We start from the raw sequence: 14,903 nt of genomic DNA, 5'->3' as shown, positions 1-14,903 counted from the left end.
GTACGGACGCGCAGTGGTGCGGATGCGGGCGGGCGCTCAGCCGCGCCGGCCCGTTTCCCCCCGGCCCCTTGCCGCGGCCGTTGAGAGGATCATGTCCGTCGCGCCGGGGGCGTTCCAGGGGTTCGGGGTGGCCCGAAGGTGCCTGGCCCCATGCGGCCAGGGCCCCGCGTCAGCGCAGGGTGGTGCCCTTGTCCTGGCGGTACGTGGCCACGAGCGCGAGGCACATGGCGGCGATCGCGACCCGGCCGGAGGCCTGGAGCAGCGGACCGCGCAGCAGGATGAAGGAGTACCCGGCGACCAGCGGGACCACCACCGAGATCAGGCTCCCGGGCGCGGAGCGGCGCGTGGCCCGCTTGGCGTAGCGGCGGTCCACGCGGGCGGCCGCGTATCCGATGCCCAGCAGCCCGGCGCCCATGCCCACCGGGCCGAAGTCCAGCCACAGCTCGGCCCAGACGGGCGACGAGAGGTTGGTGTTGACCGTCCCCATCCACTGGCCGACCATCACGCCCGTGTCGCGCGGCTTGCCCGGCCACACCGAGCGGGGCACCGCGAAGAAGACGGATCCCGCGAGCTGGCGCCCGTAGAAGTGCCCTGGGCCGGAGCGGGAGAAGGTGATGGTGTTCGCGAACATGCCGATCTGGTCGTAGTCCTTGAGCGCCATCGGCTCCAGGAACGAGGTCGTCTCGACCGGCTTGTAGTTCTTCTCGTCGTAGCGGAAGCGGTCCGCGAACGGGAAGACGAGCAGGGCGACGACCACGGCCATCGACAGCGCCACCCGGTACATGGCGGCGCTCACCGGGAAGACGGTGAACAGCAGCGCGAACAGCACGGTCAGGAACCAGTAGCGCGGGTTCGAGACCGGGTTGTTGACGATCAGGTTCAGCACCGCCAGCGCCGACCAGGTGACGATGACGGACACCTTGCGGCGGGCGTACGTGGAGGTGATCAGCCAGCGCGTGTACAGGAGCAGCGCGAGCAGCGCGGGCACGGTGCCGAAGCCGCGCAGCAGGGCCTGCCCGGCCTGGCCGTCACCGTTGGAGACGCCCGCCTCCTGGATGCCGGCGATGATCTCCTGGCGGCTGGAGAAGAAGACGGCGGGCCCGCCGAGTTTGAGGATGAAGGCCGCGCTGCCCAGGAAGGCCAGCACGGTCAGCAGCTGGAGCCGGCGCCGGTGCGCCATGACCGGCCGGGCCTCCTTCGGGGAGCCGCCCGCGCGCCCGGCGGGCCGGTGGCGGGCGAGGAGCACGCCGACGTCGAAGGCCGTGCAGCCGAGCAGCACCAGCGCGATGGCGAGGGTGAGGTCGGAGCGGGGGCCGACGACGGGGGTCGGGACCCGGCCGAGGACGGCCTGGGCGAGCGGGGCCACGCCCATGGCCATGTAGACGAACAGCCAGAAGGAACCCTGGAGCAGCTTGCGCCGGCTGGTCAGCACCATGGCGGACAGCCGCGCGCCCGCGTACGCGGTCAGCAGCAGCTGGAGCCAGAAGGCGGCGTCGCGCTGGCCGTCGCCGGACTGGACGGCGACGAAGAGCGGGAGGAACACGGTGAATCCGAGGGCGAGCGGCACGGAGAGCGCCCGCGAGAGCAGGGTGCGCGGGGTGGTGACCCTGCCCCACCGGGACTCGTCCTCGAAGGACGGCGGCACCGGCCCGGCGGCGGGCGTGCGCATGTCCGTGGCCACTGTTGCCCCCACCCCTGTGCGTGATCCGCGCGCAGTCTAGTCTGACGTTCCGCGCCCGGGGAGGCGCGAGCGGGGTGGACGACGAGGGGCGACCGTTGCGGCATCTTCCTGCCTTCACGCTGGCCGGTTACGACAAGGGGCGGGGGCTGCTGACGCAGGCTCTGTGGTTCGCGGTGATGAACACCCTCTTCATGGCCTGGTTCTGTCCCGCGCGGCTGCGCGTGGCCCTGCTGCGCGCCTTCGGGGCGAAGATCGGCGAGGGGGTGCTGATCCGGCACCGGGTGCGCGTGCTGTGGCCGTGGAAGCTGGAGGTCGGCGACCACACCTGGATCGGCGAGGGCGCCTGGCTGCTCAACCTGGAGCCGGTGACCATCGGTTCGCACGTGTGCCTCTCCCAGGAGTCGGTGCTGTGCACCGGCTCGCACGACCACCGCGCCGCCGACTTCCGCTACCACAACGCCCCCATCACCGTCGAGGACGGCGCGTGGGTGGCCGTACGGGCGACCGTGCTGGCGGGCGTGACGGTCGGCCGGTGCGCGGTGGCGGGCGCGGGCGCGGTGGTCCACAAGGACCTCCCCGCGCTCACCCTGCAGACCCAGGACGGGCGGCGCCGCCCGGTGGAGGAGCCGAAGTGAGAGTCCTGCACGCCGTCACCCTCCACTCCCCCTCGCACGCCTTCGGCGGGCCGGTACGGGTGGCCCTCAACCTGGCCAAGGGCCTGCGGGCCCGGGGCCACGAGGCGCGCCTCCTGGCCCTGGGCGAGGGCTTCGACCCGTGGCCCACCTCGGTGGAGGGGGTTCCTGCGAAGCTGTTCCCGGCCCGGCGCCTGCTGCCGCTCGGCTTCAGCGGGATCACCTCGCCGGCCCTGCTGGCCTCGGCGACCCGGCTGGTGCGGGACGCGGACCTGGTCCACGTCCACCTGGCCCGTGACCTGGTCACCCTGCCCCTGGCCCTGGCGGCCCTGCGCTGCGGCAAGCCGCTGGTCCTGCAGACCCACGGCATGGTGGACCCGAGCGACAGGATCCTGGCCAAGGTCCTCGACGCGGTGGCGGTACGCCGCCTGCTGCGCGGCGCGGACACGGTGCTGTACCTGACCCCGCACGAGCGGGAGGGCCTGGACGCGGTGGCCGGCTCTCCGCTCGCGCGGGCCGTCCGGCTGGTCAACGGCACCCCCGCGCAGGAGGAGCGCCCGCCGCTGGGCGGGCCGCCCCGCATCCTGTACGCGGCCCGCCTCCAGGCCCGCAAGCGGCCGGTGGACTTCGTGGACGCGGCTCCGGCGGTGCTCGCCGTGCACCCGGACGCGGAGTTCGTGGTGGCCGGCCCGGACGAGGGGGAGCTGTCGGCGGTCCGGGCCCGTGTCGCGGCCCTGGGCCTGGGCGACCGGTTCACGGTCCCGGGCGCCCTGTCCGGTGCCGGGGTCCTCGCGGAGCTGCGCCGGGCGCACGTGTACGTACTGCCCTCGGTGGACGAGCCGTTCCCGATGTCGGTGCTCGAGGCCCTCGCCGTCGGCGTCCCGGCGGTGGTCACCCACTCCAACGGCCTCGCCCGCGACATCGCCGCGGCCGGCGCCGGCCGGGCGGTCGCCCCGGGGCCGCGGACGGTGGCGGAAGCCGTCCTCGACCTGCTGGACCCCGCCGTGAACACCCGGGCCTCCGCCGCCGCACGCGAGCTGGCCGCCAGCGCCTTCTCGATGGACGCGGTCCTCGACACCCTGACGGCCGTCTACGAGGGCGCCGGGCGGCGCTGACGCGGCCGGAGCCCTCAGATCTCGTCGCGGTGGTGGAGGTGTTCCTCCACCACCGGGAAGGCGGCCGTGGCGCGGCGGCGCCGCAGGACGCTCGCGTAGACGGCGAGGCCGACGCAGCCGGCCGCCATCATGATCAGGCCGACGAGGTCGAGGTTGACGCTCTCCAGCTCCCAGTCGCTCGCGAAGGTGAGGATGGCCCCCACCACGATGAGGGCGATGCAACCACCGATGCCCCGCATAGGATTCGCCTCCGCTGTGTCGTGTGACGGCGCGGGTACCCGCAAGGCGGAGGCGAAAACCCGGCCGGGCCGGGCGAGTTACGCGGGGATCCAGGCGTAGCAGCCGGTCGAGGTGAACTGGGCGGCGCCGGAGGGGAGGGTGGCGGTGATGCGGTCGCCCGGCTTGGGCGGGGCCTCCGGGCCCGAGGCGAGGACGGCGCCGTCCTTGGCCCTGGCCTCCCAGGTGCAGGTGGTGCTCTGGGTCAGGGCCCGGTAGGTGCCGGGGGCGGGGGCGGTGCGGGGGCCGTCGCCGAAGCCCTTCTCGGCGGCCGCCAGGACCGGCTTCTGCTCCGGGCACAGGAAGGTGATGGCGTCCTTCGCGCCGGTGACCTCCCCGGAGATGATCGACGCCGCCGCCGCGTCCTTGTCCCGCTTGGCGGTGCGTTCCACCCGCTGGCAGGTCTCCTGGCCGGTCTGGAGGACGGCCGCCGGGTCCGTCTTCTCCGGGACGCGGCCGCTGAGGTACTTCTTCTCGTTCTCCTTGAAGCTGCCCGTCTTCGGCGTGAGCTTCGCGTCCGGCAGGACCGGGCCCGGGGGTTTGGCCTGCGGCGCGGTCGCGGCGTCCGCGGGCGCGTCCGCCGGGTCGGGGGCCGAGGACGAGGCCGGCGGCTTGGGCTCGGCGGCCTTGGCGGTGTCTGCCGTGCCGTCGGCCTTCGAACTGCAGCCGGTCAGCGTCAGGGCGGCGGCCAGCAGGACAGCAGCCGCTGCGGAGCGTCGGTACATCGTGGGGCTCCCGTACGTACTGGGTGGAGAGGCGTACGGGGCCCGGCGGTCCGGCCGGCCGGGCCCCGTACGCCGTCAGGCGGTTACTTCTGGCCGAAGGTGAGGACCAGCTGCGGAGCGGCGTCCGTGGCGGTCGACTCCGAGGACCAGAGCCAGAGCGGGTCGGTGCCCGTGCTGGTCAGGCCGAGGCTGTAGCTGCTGCCCAGCACCGCGGAGACCGCGGCGGTGTCCAGTTCGACGTTCTGCACGGCCGAGCCGTCCGGCACGCCCGCGATGCTGCCGAGCGGGGTGGTGCCGAGGGTGGGCTTGGTGTTGTACGTCGTCCCGCCCCCGCTCCAGGTGCCGGTGACCGGGACCACGGAGACGGTGTCGGCGGTGCCCGCACCGCTCTGCGTGGAGGTCTTGAACTGGAGGGAGGCGGCCTTCAGGACCTGTCCGGCCGGGGCGGCCGGGAGGGTGAAGCGCAGGTACGTCTCGTACGCCGAGGTGCCGCGGACCGCGAGCGAGGCCGAGGTGCCGTAGGCCGTGCCCGGCGCGCCCTGGTTGATGTAGGTGTCCTCGGTCGCGGCGGCCTTGGCGACCGTGTCGACCGGCGCCTTGGCCAGGTCGTAGTGGGACTTGACCTGGGCCTGGGTGAGCGCCGACGGGTAGACGGCGGTCTCGTCGATCTGGCCGGCGAAGAAGTTGCTCGTCGGGCGGTTCGGCCAGCTGCTGAGGTTGTCGCCGCCGACGTGCCAGTAGCCGGCGTACGGGGTGGAGGTCGTGGCGCTGTTCGTGCCCTTGTTCTGGCCGTCCACGTAGAGGGTCATGCCGCCGGGGCCCTGCGTGCCGACGACGTGGTGCCACTTGTTGTCGTTGTACGTCTCGAACAGGCCGGTGCTGATGGTGCGGGCCGAGCCGTTGTAGACGCCGAAGACCAGGCGGCCGGTGTTGGTCATGTACAGCTGCTTGTCGTACGAGCCGCTGCTGTTGACCGTGTTGTTGCCGAAGCCGATGAGCTTGCCGCCGCGCGTGGTGTTCGTCCTGAACCACGTCTCGACCGTGAAGGAGCTGCCGACGGTCTGGCGGTGGTCGCTGTACACCTGCTGGCTGGTGCCGTTGAAGCCCATCGCCGTGCTGCTGCCGGTGACCGCGCCCGGGCTCTGGCGCAGCGCCGGGGCGCTGACCTGGATGCCGCTGGTGTTGCCGCCGTCGGAGGAGTCCGCGACGTACGGGCTGACCGTGTCGTCGTAGCGCCAGTACAGCTGGGCGCCGTCCGCGCGGACCTTCTCCGGGTACGCCGCGGCGGTCGTCGGGACGGTCACGGAGACGTTCGCCGACAGGGCGCTGGTGTTGCCGGCGGCGTCGGTGGCGGTCACCCGGTAGGTGTAGGACTGGCCTGCCTTCACGGTGGTGTCGTTCCAGGAGGCCTGCGGCCGCTCGAACTCCAGGGAGTCGGCGGTCATGGTGTGGATCGGGGTGGCCGAGCCGTTGCGGTAGATCCGGTAGGTCAGCTTGCTGTCGTCCTGGTCGTAGCTGGTGCGCCAGCGGACCTGGGCCTCACCGGGCCTGACGCTCGCGGCGGAGGCGGACGGGGTGGTGGGCGCGCCGGTGTCGCCGGTGTTCGCGAAGCGGGTCAGGCCCTGCTGCGGCTGGCCGTTGATGAGGGTGAACTCGCCGCCCGCCCACAGGTACTTGACGCCGTTCTTCTCGGCCACGGACATGACGCGCGGGCCGATGCCCTCGCCGATGCCGTCGTTGGCGGTGGGGTGCCAGCCGAGCTTGCGCGGACCGCGGACGAAGCCGTCCACGGGCGCGGGGGCGGCTCCGGTGTGGTCGGTGGGCTGGGCCAGGAAGAAGTTGCGCTTGCCGTCGGGGAACTCCAGCTCGGTGGAGCAGTCGTGCGCGTGGGAGGAGCTGTAGAGCACTCCGTCGTACGGCAGCACGTACTGGGTCGCGCCGAGGCAGCGGTCGCGCCACTTCTCGTTGAAGTCGAGGTTCAGGCCGAGGCGGCCGTCGAAGACGCCGCCGCCGGAGCCCTCGTTGGCGGCGTAGTAGCCCGTCGCGTCGGCCGAGATGTGCTTGACGACCGAGTTGGAGGGGATGGTGGAGTAGGTCTTGGCGACCGCGCCCGTGGTGGCGTCGACGACGGCCAGAGCGTGGGAGTTGGTGCCGTTGACCGTGAAGAAGTCGCCGCCGAGCAGGACGTGCTTGCCGTCGTTGCTGACCTTGACCGCCCGGGCGGGCTCGTCCGCGTTGGCGGTGAAGGGCCTCAGGGCACCGGAGGCGGCGTCGACCGCGGCGAACCGCTCGCGGATCTGGCCCTCGACGGTGGTGAAGTCGCCGGCCACGTACAGGGTGTCGTCGGTGACGTCGAGCGCGCGCACGGTGGCGGGTACGCCCGGGTGGAAGGAGGCCCTGGGGGTGCAGGTCTCGATGTCGATCGCCGCGAGGCTGGAGACGGGGGTGCCGTTGACGGCGCCGAAGTAGCCGCCCGCGTACAGGGTCTTCTTGTCCTTGGAGACGGCCAGCGCCCGGACGGTCGCGCTGCCGTCGCCGACGGTGAAGGCCAGCTTGCAGGAGGTGGGGGCGCCCGTCGCGGCGTCGAGCGCGACGAAGTTCACGGCCTCCTGCTCGGTGCCGCCGACGGCGTCCGGCGGGCGGACCGCCGAGAAGGTGCCGCCGGCGAAGACGGTGCCGTTCGCCTGGTCCATCGCGAAGACGACGCCGTTCGGCTGCCAGGTGGGCAGCTCGTCGGCGGTGAACGCCACCGGCGGGGTGATGGCGGACGCCTGCGGCATCAGCACCAGGCCGAGACCGGTGCCGGCGCCGGCGAGTGACAGGGCGAGGGCAGCAGTCAGCCCTCTGGATCTACGCATGAGCCCCCCAGGGCTAGTGCCCGGTTTGATGGCTGGAACTATCCGAACAGCCATATGTACTGGCGCAGACTAGGGCTCACGCGAGAGCCCGGTCACCTCACTTGACCCGTTGCATACCAACTTGGAATCAACGGAGTTCAGCGTGGCAGGCGCACGAGGGACATATGGCGGGTGTGGTCCCGTCCACACCCCGCACGAAGCCCTGGGCCGGGCGTGCGGAGGTGGCCGGAACGCGTCAAATCCTAGGTCAGGACGAGGGGTTCAGCGGTCGATGCGGACCGTCGCGCCCGCCAGCTGGTCCTCGACCTGCCGGACGTCGGCATCGACCATGATCCGGGCGAGTTCGGGCACCAGGACCGACGGCTTCCAGCCGAGGATCTCCCGCGCCTTGGAGGCGTCCCCGATGAGGGCGTCGACCTCGCTGGGACGCTCGTACTTGGCGTCGTACCGCACGTGCTCGGTCCAGTCGAGGCCCGCGTGGGCGAAGGAGGACTCGACGAACTCCCTCACGGTGGCGGCGACTCCGGTGGCGACCACGTAGTCGGTCGGCTCGTCCTGCTGGAGCATCCGCCACATCGCGTCGACGTACTCGGGGGCGTAGCCCCAGTCGCGGACGGCGTCGAGGTTGCCGAGGTACAGGTGCTCCTGGAGCCCGGCCTTGATGCGGGCCACCGCGCGGGTGATCTTGCGGGTCACGAAGGTCTCGCCGCGGCGGGGGGACTCGTGGTTGAAGAGGATCCCGTTGACGGCGAACATGTCGTACGCCTCGCGGTAGTTGACCGTGGTCCAGTACCCGAAGACCTTGGCCGCCCCGTACGGGCTGCGCGGGTGGAAGGGGGTGTCCTCGTTCTGCGGGGGCGGGGTGGCGCCGTACATCTCGGACGACGAGGCCTGGTAGATCCGGGTGTCCACGCCGCTGGCCCGGATGGCCTCCAGCAGGCGCAGCGCGCCGAGGCCGGTGACGTCGCCCGTGTAGAGGGGGGCGTCGAAGGAGACGCGGACGTGCGACTGGGCGCCCAGGTTGTAGACCTCGTCGGGGCGTATGTCGCGCAGCAGGTTCACCAGGGCGACGCCGTCGGAGAGGTCGGCGTGGTGCAGGAAGAAGGACCGGTCCGCGGTGTGGGGGTCCTGGTAGACGTGGTCGATCCGCTCCGTGTTGAAGCTGGAGGACCGCCGCACGAGCCCGTGCACCGTGTAGCCCTTGGAGAGCAGGAGCTCGGCGAGGTACGAGCCGTCCTGCCCGGTGACGCCGGTGATCAGTGCGGTCTTGCCCATGTGGTGTCCCCCTGGAAGTGGTTGCTGTTCCGATGCGGTCCGGATGGTCCGTCCGGTGTGCCGGCGCTCCTGGTCGAGCCCGGCCGTGGCCGGTGGTCGCCGGCCGGTTGACGATCGCCGCCCCTGGCCGGGCGGCCGCCCGTCGGGCGTCGGGGCGCAGGGCCCCCGACGGCCCCTGCGGCACGGCCCTCGGCCGGCGGCGGGCCGGGCGGCCCGCCCCTGGTCCGCGGCTGGATGCGTACCGTACACGCCCGGCCCCGCGCGCCTCGGCGCGGGATGGTGCCGCACGCACCGGCGCCGTCGATCTGTGGGCGGCAACCGCCGTTCGGGCAAAGGCACTTGCGGCCCGGACCCTCGGCGGGCAGCGCCTCGGACGCCGACGGGGCCCGGCGCTCCGGATCATGCCCCGGCAACGGCGGCGCGCCCGTGCGAGGCGCCCCGGGCGGACGGCCCGGTGCACCCGGAGACGGCGCGCACGGGCCCCGGCCTCCCCGGGAAGCCCGCGGCAGCGGACTGGCATCATCGGCGGTATGACAAGTTCGCAGCCCCTGCTGCCCCCGCACGCCCGCGTCTTCGTCGCCGGACACCGCGGCCTCGTGGGGTCCGCCGTCGCCCGCCGCCTGACCGCCGACGGCCACGAGGTGCTCACCCGCGGCCGCGCCGACCTCGACCTGCGCGACGCCGCCGCGACCGGCGCGTACCTGCGGGACGTCCGCCCGGACGCGGTCGTCCTGGCCGCCGCCAAGGTCGGCGGGATCATGGCCAACAGCACGTACCCGGTGCAGTTTCTGGAGGACAACCTCCGCATCCAGCTGAGCGTCGTCTCCGGGTCGTACGCCGCCGGCGTGGGCCGGCTGCTGTTCCTCGGCTCCTCCTGCATCTACCCGAAGCTGGCCCCGCAGCCCATCAGCGAGGACGCCCTGCTGACCGGCCCGCTGGAGCCCACCAACGAGGCGTACGCCCTCGCGAAGATCGCCGGCATCGTGCAGGTCCAGTCGTACCGCAGGCAGTACGGGGCCTCGTACATCTCGGCCATGCCCACGAACCTCTACGGCCCGGGCGACAACTTCGACCTGGAGTCCTCGCACGTGCTGCCGGCCCTCATCCGCCGCTTCCACGAGGCCGCCGTCGAAGGCCGCGAGGAGGTCACCCTGTGGGGATCGGGCACGCCCCGGCGGGAGTTCCTCCACGTGGACGACCTCGCGGCCGCCTGCGCGGTGCTGCTGGAGCGCTACGACGGGGACGAGCCCGTCAACATCGGCTGCGGCGAGGACCTGACCATCAGGGCGCTGGCCGAGACCGTCGCCGAGGTGACCGGCTTCGAGGGCCGGCTGGCCTGGGACACCACGAAGCCGGACGGGACGCCCCGCAAGCTGCTCGACGTCTCCCGCCTGACCTCGCTGGGCTGGAAGCCGGGCATCGCGCTGCGCGACGGCATCGACGCCACCTACCGCTGGTGGCTCGACCAGGGCTGACCTCACGCGCCGGCCCCTCAGTACGCTCCGCGGCCGTCGACGACGGCGCGGAGGGTACGGCCCATGACGTCGACGTCACTGGTGAAGGACCAGTTGTCGACGTACTGGAGATCAAGCTGAATCGTTTCGTCCCAGGACAGGTCCGACCGTCCGCTGATCTGCCACAGCCCCGTCATCCCGGGCCGCACGCTGAGCCGGCGCAGCTCGACCTCGTCGTACTCCGCCACCTCCTCCGGCAGCGGCGGGCGCGGCCCGACCAGCGACATGCTGCCCGTCAGTACGTTGACCAGCTGGGGCAGTTCGTCCAGGGAGGTCCGGCGCAGCAGCCGGCCCACCCGGGTGACCCGGGGATCGCGGCGCATCTTGAACATCGGGCCGTCGTTCTCGTTGGCCACCACCAGGTCGGCCTTCCGCCGGTCGGCGTCCACCACCATCGTGCGGAACTTCCACATGACGAAGGGGACCCCGTCACGCCCGATCCGCCGCTGGCTGTAGAAGGCCGGGCCGGGCGAGCCGAGCCGGACGGCCAGCACCAGCCCGAGGAACAGCGGCGCCAGCACGAGCAGTCCGACGGCGGCCCCCGCCCGGTCGAGCACCGACTTGAGCAGGGGCTGCACCCCCCGCCGCACGGGCGGCGCGACCCGCAGGACGGCGAGCCCGCCGGCCGACAGGGTCTCCAGCCGCTTGACGGAGACCTCCACCAGCCCGGGGAAGACGGCCAGGTCGAGGCCTTCGTCGTGCAGGGCCCAGGCCACCCGGCGCAGCCGCTCCCCCGCGATCCGCGCCCCGGGCGCGACCAGCACCAGGTCGGCGTGGTGGCTGCGGACGGCGGCCAGCACGGCGGCCGAGTCCCCGTTCGGCGCCCCGGGCATCGAGGCGTCCAGCCGGGCCGCGACGGGCATCCCGCCGACGAGGGGCCCCTCGCCGACCGGGACCACGCCGACGACGACGTACGGGTGGTCGGTGCGCGCGGCCAGGTGCGCGATGACGTGCTCGGCCGCGGCGGGCTCCCCCACCACCAGCACCCGGCTGACGGCCTGCGCCTCGCGCCGGGCCGCCGACAGGTGGTGGTACGTCAGTTTGTGGCAGGCGACGGTGACGAGCAGCGCGGGCAGCAGTGCCCCCAGGGCCGCGAGCCGGGGGGTCTCCTCCCCCGTCACCACGCGGACGACGGCCAGGACACCGATCAGAATGAGCCAGTCGTGCACGACGGGCAGCACCCCGCGGGATTCGCCGAGCGCGCGGGCCGCGTAGCGTCGGCGCAGGGCCTGTACGCCGGTCCAGGCGAGGGCCGCGCCGAGGGCGCAGTACTCCGGCCTCGCCTGCTGGGCGGCCCCGAACACCAGGCCGACGGGCACGGCGGCGCCGGCGAGGTCGGCGGTCACGGCCGCGGGCAGGTACCACCGGGCCTTGTCGCCGAGCCGTCGGACCGGGGCCGCCGCGGGCCCCTCGGACCCGGCGGCCTCCGGGGCCACCCTTTGCGCAGGAAAACGGACATGCCTCATGGGCCCCCCTGGCACGTGGTCTATGTCGGTGGCGCCTGCCCACCGCTTCCCCTGGCGGCGGGCGTCTGTCGCACCGGCAAACAGTACGACAAACACCCGTACGGTAGGTGCCGTTCGTGTGAACGAGACCTCTCGTTGCCCAGGCGTTGACACCCGGCGGCAGCCGCACCGGCCGCCACCGGCCCCCTTCCCACACGAAGGTGAATGGTCCGGATACCGGATACGCATCTTCGGACAACGAACTGTTTCCAGCCAACCTTTTGATGTGGCCCTGACATCACAGCCCGCAGCTGGCACTCTTCGATCCGTTCATCGCACCAGCCCTGATCTGCCCGGAGGCCCACCCAGCCATCCGGAACCCCCCCTTGCAGAAGGAGTCTGCGTTGAGTCCCACCCCCCAGAGGCGTGCCACCGCGGCCGGCGCGCTCGTAGCCGCGGCGGCCCTGCTCGCCGTAGGCATACAGTCCGGCACCGCCACCGCCGACGCCACCGCGTCGCAGGCCCGCACGGCGGCCCAGCCCAACCCGGGCGCGGCCAACCTCGTACTCAGCGCTTCGGAGCGTGCGACGCTCCTCGCCGAGGCCAACTCCACCTCCGCCCAGGCCGCCAAGGCGCTCGGTCTCGGCGGCGGCGAGAAGCTGATCGTCCGCGATGTGGTCAAGGACGCGGACGGCACCACCCACACGACGTACGAGCGGACCTACGACGGTCTGCCCGTGCTCGGCGGTGACCTCACCGTCCACGCCAAGAGCGGCGTCACCAAGAGCGTCACCAAGGCGACCCAGCACGAGATCAAGGTCTCGGACACCGACGCCACGGTCACCCCGTCCGCTGCGGAGGGCCAGGCCGTCGCCGCCGCGAACGCCGAGGGCTCCAAGGAGTCGAAGGCCGACAAGGGCGCCCGCAAGGTCGTCTGGGCCGCGGACGGCGTTCCGGTCCTGGCCTACGAGACCATCGTCGGCGGCCTCCAGGACGACGGCACCCCGAGCCGGCTGCACGTGATCACCAACGCCAAGACCGGCGCGAAGATCACCCAGTGGCAGGCCATCGAGACCGGCACCGGCAACACCCAGTACAGCGGCCAGGTCACCCTCGGCACCTCGCAGTCGGGCAGCAGCTACACGCTGACCGACGCCGGCCGCGGCAGCCACAAGACCTACAACCTGAACCGGGGCACCTCCGGCACCGGCACGCTGTTCTCCGGCCCGGACGACATCTGGGGCAACGGCGCCGCCTCCAACGCGGAGACCGCCGGCGCGGACGCCCACTACGGCGCCCAGGTCACGTGGGACTACTACAAGAACGTCCACGGCCGCAACGGCCTGCGCAACGACGGCGTCGCCCCGTACAGCCGGGTCCACTACGGCAACGCGTACGTGAACGCCTTCTGGGACGACAGCTGCTTCTGCATGACCTACGGCGACGGCGACGGCAACACCAAGCCGCTCACCTCGATCGACGTGGCTGCGCACGAGATGACCCACGGTCTGACCTCGGTCACCGGCAACATGACCTACAGCGGTGAGCCCGGCGGTCTGAACGAGGCCACCTCCGACATCATGGCGGCGGCGGTCGAGTTCAACGCCAACAACCCGCAGGACGTCGGCGACTACCTGGTCGGCGAGAAGATCGACATCCGGGGCAACGGCACCCCGCTGCGCTACATGGACAAGCCGAGCAAGGACGGCTCCTCCAAGGACGCCTGGTACTCGGGCATCGGCGGCGTCGACGTCCACTACTCCTCGGGCCCGGCCAACCACTGGTTCTACCTGGCCTCCGAGGGCTCCGGCGCCAAGGTCATCAACGGCGTGAGCTACGACTCGCCGACCTCCGACGGCCTCCCGGTCACCGCGATCGGCCGCGAGGCCGCCGCGAAGATCTGGTTCCGCGCGCTGACGGTGGGCTACTTCAAGTCGACCACCAACTACGCCGACGCCCGCGTCCAGACGCTGAGGGCCGCCGCCGACCTGTACGGCCAGGGCTCGGCCACGTACAACAACGTCGCCAACGCCTGGGCCGCCATCAACGTCGGCGCGCGCGTCACCAGCGGCGTGACGGTCAGCCCGATCGCCAACCAGACCACCCAGGTCAACACCGCCGTGAGCCTCCAGGTCCAGGCGACCAGCACCAACCCGGGTGCGCTGAGCTACGCGGCGACCGGCCTGCCGGCCGGCCTGTCGATCAACTCCTCGACCGGTCTGATCTCGGGTACGGCCACCACCGCGGGCACGTCCAACGTGACCGTCACGGTGACCGACTCCGCGGCCAAGACGGGTACGGCGTCCTTCACCTGGACCGTCGGCACCTCCCAGCAGAACGTGTTCGAGAACACCGCCGACTACGCGATCGCCGACAACGCGACCGTCGAGTCCCCGATCACGGTGACCCGTACCGGCAACGCCCCGAGCACGCTCAAGGTGGACATCAACATCGTCCACACCTACATCGGTGACCTGAAGGTCGACCTGGTCGCGCCCGACGGCAGCGTCTACAACCTGCACAACCGCTCCGGCGGCAGTGCGGACAACATCGTCAAGAGCTACACGGTGGACGCCTCCACCGAGGTCGCCCAGGGCGTGTGGAAGCTCCGGGTCAACGACAACGCGAGCCTGGACACCGGCAAGATCGACAGCTGGAAGCTCACCTTCTGACCCCGCCGGGGCCGGATGTGAACCACCGCTGAACCGCCAGACCACGGGGCCGCCCGGGAGAAGACCTCCCCGGGCGGCCCTGTTCCACGAGGAGGGCCCGCCACCCCGCACGGGGTGGCGGGCCCTTCCGTTCGCCCCGCGCCGCTCAGCCCACGCGGCGCAGGACGTTCCGGACGTAGTCGCCCCCGACGGGGCCGCGGCCCTGCCCGGGGCGGGCGATGCCGCGGTCCTCGTCGTCCGACCAGTCGTCCGACCAGTCGTCACGGCCGTCGTGGTTGCCGTGGTGGTGTCCGCTCGGCTTGAAGAGCACCGACCGCACCGACAGGTCGCGCGCCCGCTCCCCGGGTTCGAGGACCTCCTGGGCCTCACCGCCGCAGGTGCTGTCCCGGAAGAGGACGGCGATGGACTCCGTGTCGTTCTCCACCCAGAAGGCGGACCGGTTCGACGAGGTGTGCGTCAGCCGGTAGCAGGTGTCGTTGTCGGCGGGCTCGATCGACGCGCGGCGCACGTCGCCGTTGCCGTCCGTGAACCGGTAGCGCAGCTCGCCGAGGGTGTCGCGGTCGTGGTCGTTGGCGAGGGACTGGCCGGCGGCGGGCAGGACGAGCGCGAGGGAGGCGAGGAGGGCGGCCGCGGCGGTGGAGCGAAGACGCATGTGAAGGTCCGTTTCTCGGGTGCGGGGAGACCTGTTCCGGTGGACGTCCCGGGGCAGC

Annotated in this window: 11 protein-coding genes; 4 read left to right on the top strand and 7 right to left on the bottom strand. The window is 72.3% G+C overall.

Annotated elements, in window-relative coordinates; translation table 11 throughout:
* Nucleotides 1–169: 169 nt before the first annotated feature.
* Entirely contained in the window at nucleotides 170–1,669 is a 1,500-nt protein-coding gene (locus tag ACZ501_RS09640) for a hypothetical protein (RefSeq protein WP_468793666.1), read from the bottom strand.
* A 107-nt stretch (nucleotides 1,670–1,776) separates the two neighbouring features.
* Here ACZ501_RS09640 and ACZ501_RS09635 point away from each other — a divergent pair, with 107 nt between their 5' ends.
* Together ACZ501_RS09635 and ACZ501_RS09630 are read left to right on the top strand one after the other, a co-directional pair.
* The gene (locus tag ACZ501_RS09635; RefSeq protein ID WP_468793663.1) at nucleotides 1,777–2,316 is read left to right on the top strand and encodes a WcaF family extracellular polysaccharide biosynthesis acetyltransferase; all 540 of its coding nucleotides are present in this window, start codon (nucleotides 1,777–1,779) and stop codon (nucleotides 2,314–2,316) included.
* Complete coding sequence (locus ACZ501_RS09630; protein WP_468793660.1) at nucleotides 2,313–3,428, top strand: glycosyltransferase; 1,116 nt, start codon at nucleotides 2,313–2,315, stop codon at nucleotides 3,426–3,428. The genes ACZ501_RS09635 and ACZ501_RS09630 overlap by 4 nt, the downstream gene beginning before the upstream one ends.
* Nucleotides 3,429–3,442: 14 nt before the next feature.
* Here ACZ501_RS09630 and ACZ501_RS09625 read toward each other — a convergent pair whose 3' ends face one another.
* The 4 genes from ACZ501_RS09625 to gmd all read right to left on the bottom strand — a co-directional run bounded on the left by ACZ501_RS09625 (nucleotide 3,443) and on the right by gmd (nucleotide 8,562).
* Nucleotides 3,443–3,667 carry a DUF6458 family protein gene (locus ACZ501_RS09625; protein WP_361602683.1) on the bottom strand — a complete coding sequence of 75 codons (225 nt, stop codon included), beginning with the start codon at nucleotides 3,665–3,667 and terminating at the stop codon, nucleotides 3,443–3,445.
* Nucleotides 3,668–3,745: 78 nt separating this feature from the next.
* On the bottom strand, nucleotides 3,746–4,429 hold the full coding sequence (locus ACZ501_RS09620; protein WP_468793657.1) for a hypothetical protein: 684 nt from the start codon (nucleotides 4,427–4,429) through the stop codon (nucleotides 3,746–3,748).
* A gap of 83 nt (nucleotides 4,430–4,512) precedes the next feature.
* A complete protein-coding gene (locus tag ACZ501_RS09615; protein WP_468793654.1) occupies nucleotides 4,513–7,287 on the bottom strand; it encodes a CBM96 family carbohydrate-binding protein in 2,775 nt (924 codons plus the stop codon).
* A gap of 261 nt (nucleotides 7,288–7,548) precedes the next feature.
* On the bottom strand, nucleotides 7,549–8,562 hold the full coding sequence (gene gmd, locus ACZ501_RS09610) for a GDP-mannose 4,6-dehydratase (protein WP_361602674.1): 1,014 nt from the start codon (nucleotides 8,560–8,562) through the stop codon (nucleotides 7,549–7,551).
* A 530-nt stretch (nucleotides 8,563–9,092) separates the two neighbouring features.
* On the opposite strand from gmd, the gene ACZ501_RS09605 reads away from it, so the two are divergent.
* Nucleotides 9,093–10,037 (top strand): GDP-L-fucose synthase family protein, encoded by a 945-nt coding sequence (locus tag ACZ501_RS09605; RefSeq protein ID WP_361610690.1) that lies wholly within the window; start codon nucleotides 9,093–9,095, stop codon nucleotides 10,035–10,037.
* A gap of 17 nt (nucleotides 10,038–10,054) precedes the next feature.
* On the opposite strand, the gene ACZ501_RS09600 is transcribed toward ACZ501_RS09605, so the two are convergent.
* On the bottom strand, nucleotides 10,055–11,542 hold the full coding sequence (locus tag ACZ501_RS09600) for a sugar transferase (protein ID WP_361610691.1): 1,488 nt from the start codon (nucleotides 11,540–11,542) through the stop codon (nucleotides 10,055–10,057).
* Nucleotides 11,543–11,925: 383 nt separating this feature from the next.
* On the opposite strand from ACZ501_RS09600, the gene ACZ501_RS09595 reads away from it, so the two are divergent.
* On the top strand, nucleotides 11,926–14,193 hold the full coding sequence (locus ACZ501_RS09595) for a M4 family metallopeptidase (protein ID WP_468793650.1): 2,268 nt from the start codon (nucleotides 11,926–11,928) through the stop codon (nucleotides 14,191–14,193).
* A gap of 145 nt (nucleotides 14,194–14,338) precedes the next feature.
* On the opposite strand, the gene ACZ501_RS09590 is transcribed toward ACZ501_RS09595, so the two are convergent.
* Nucleotides 14,339–14,845: a hypothetical protein gene (locus ACZ501_RS09590; RefSeq protein ID WP_362455923.1), complete on the bottom strand. Its 507-nt coding sequence runs from the start codon at nucleotides 14,843–14,845 to the stop codon at nucleotides 14,339–14,341.
* Between the last annotated feature and the right edge of the window lie 58 nt (nucleotides 14,846–14,903).

It is taken from the genome of Streptomyces sp. NPDC034085 (assembly GCF_055575555.1).
The sequence above is the reverse complement of the archived record's forward strand: the minus strand, read 5'-3'. Positions and strand labels throughout refer to the sequence as shown.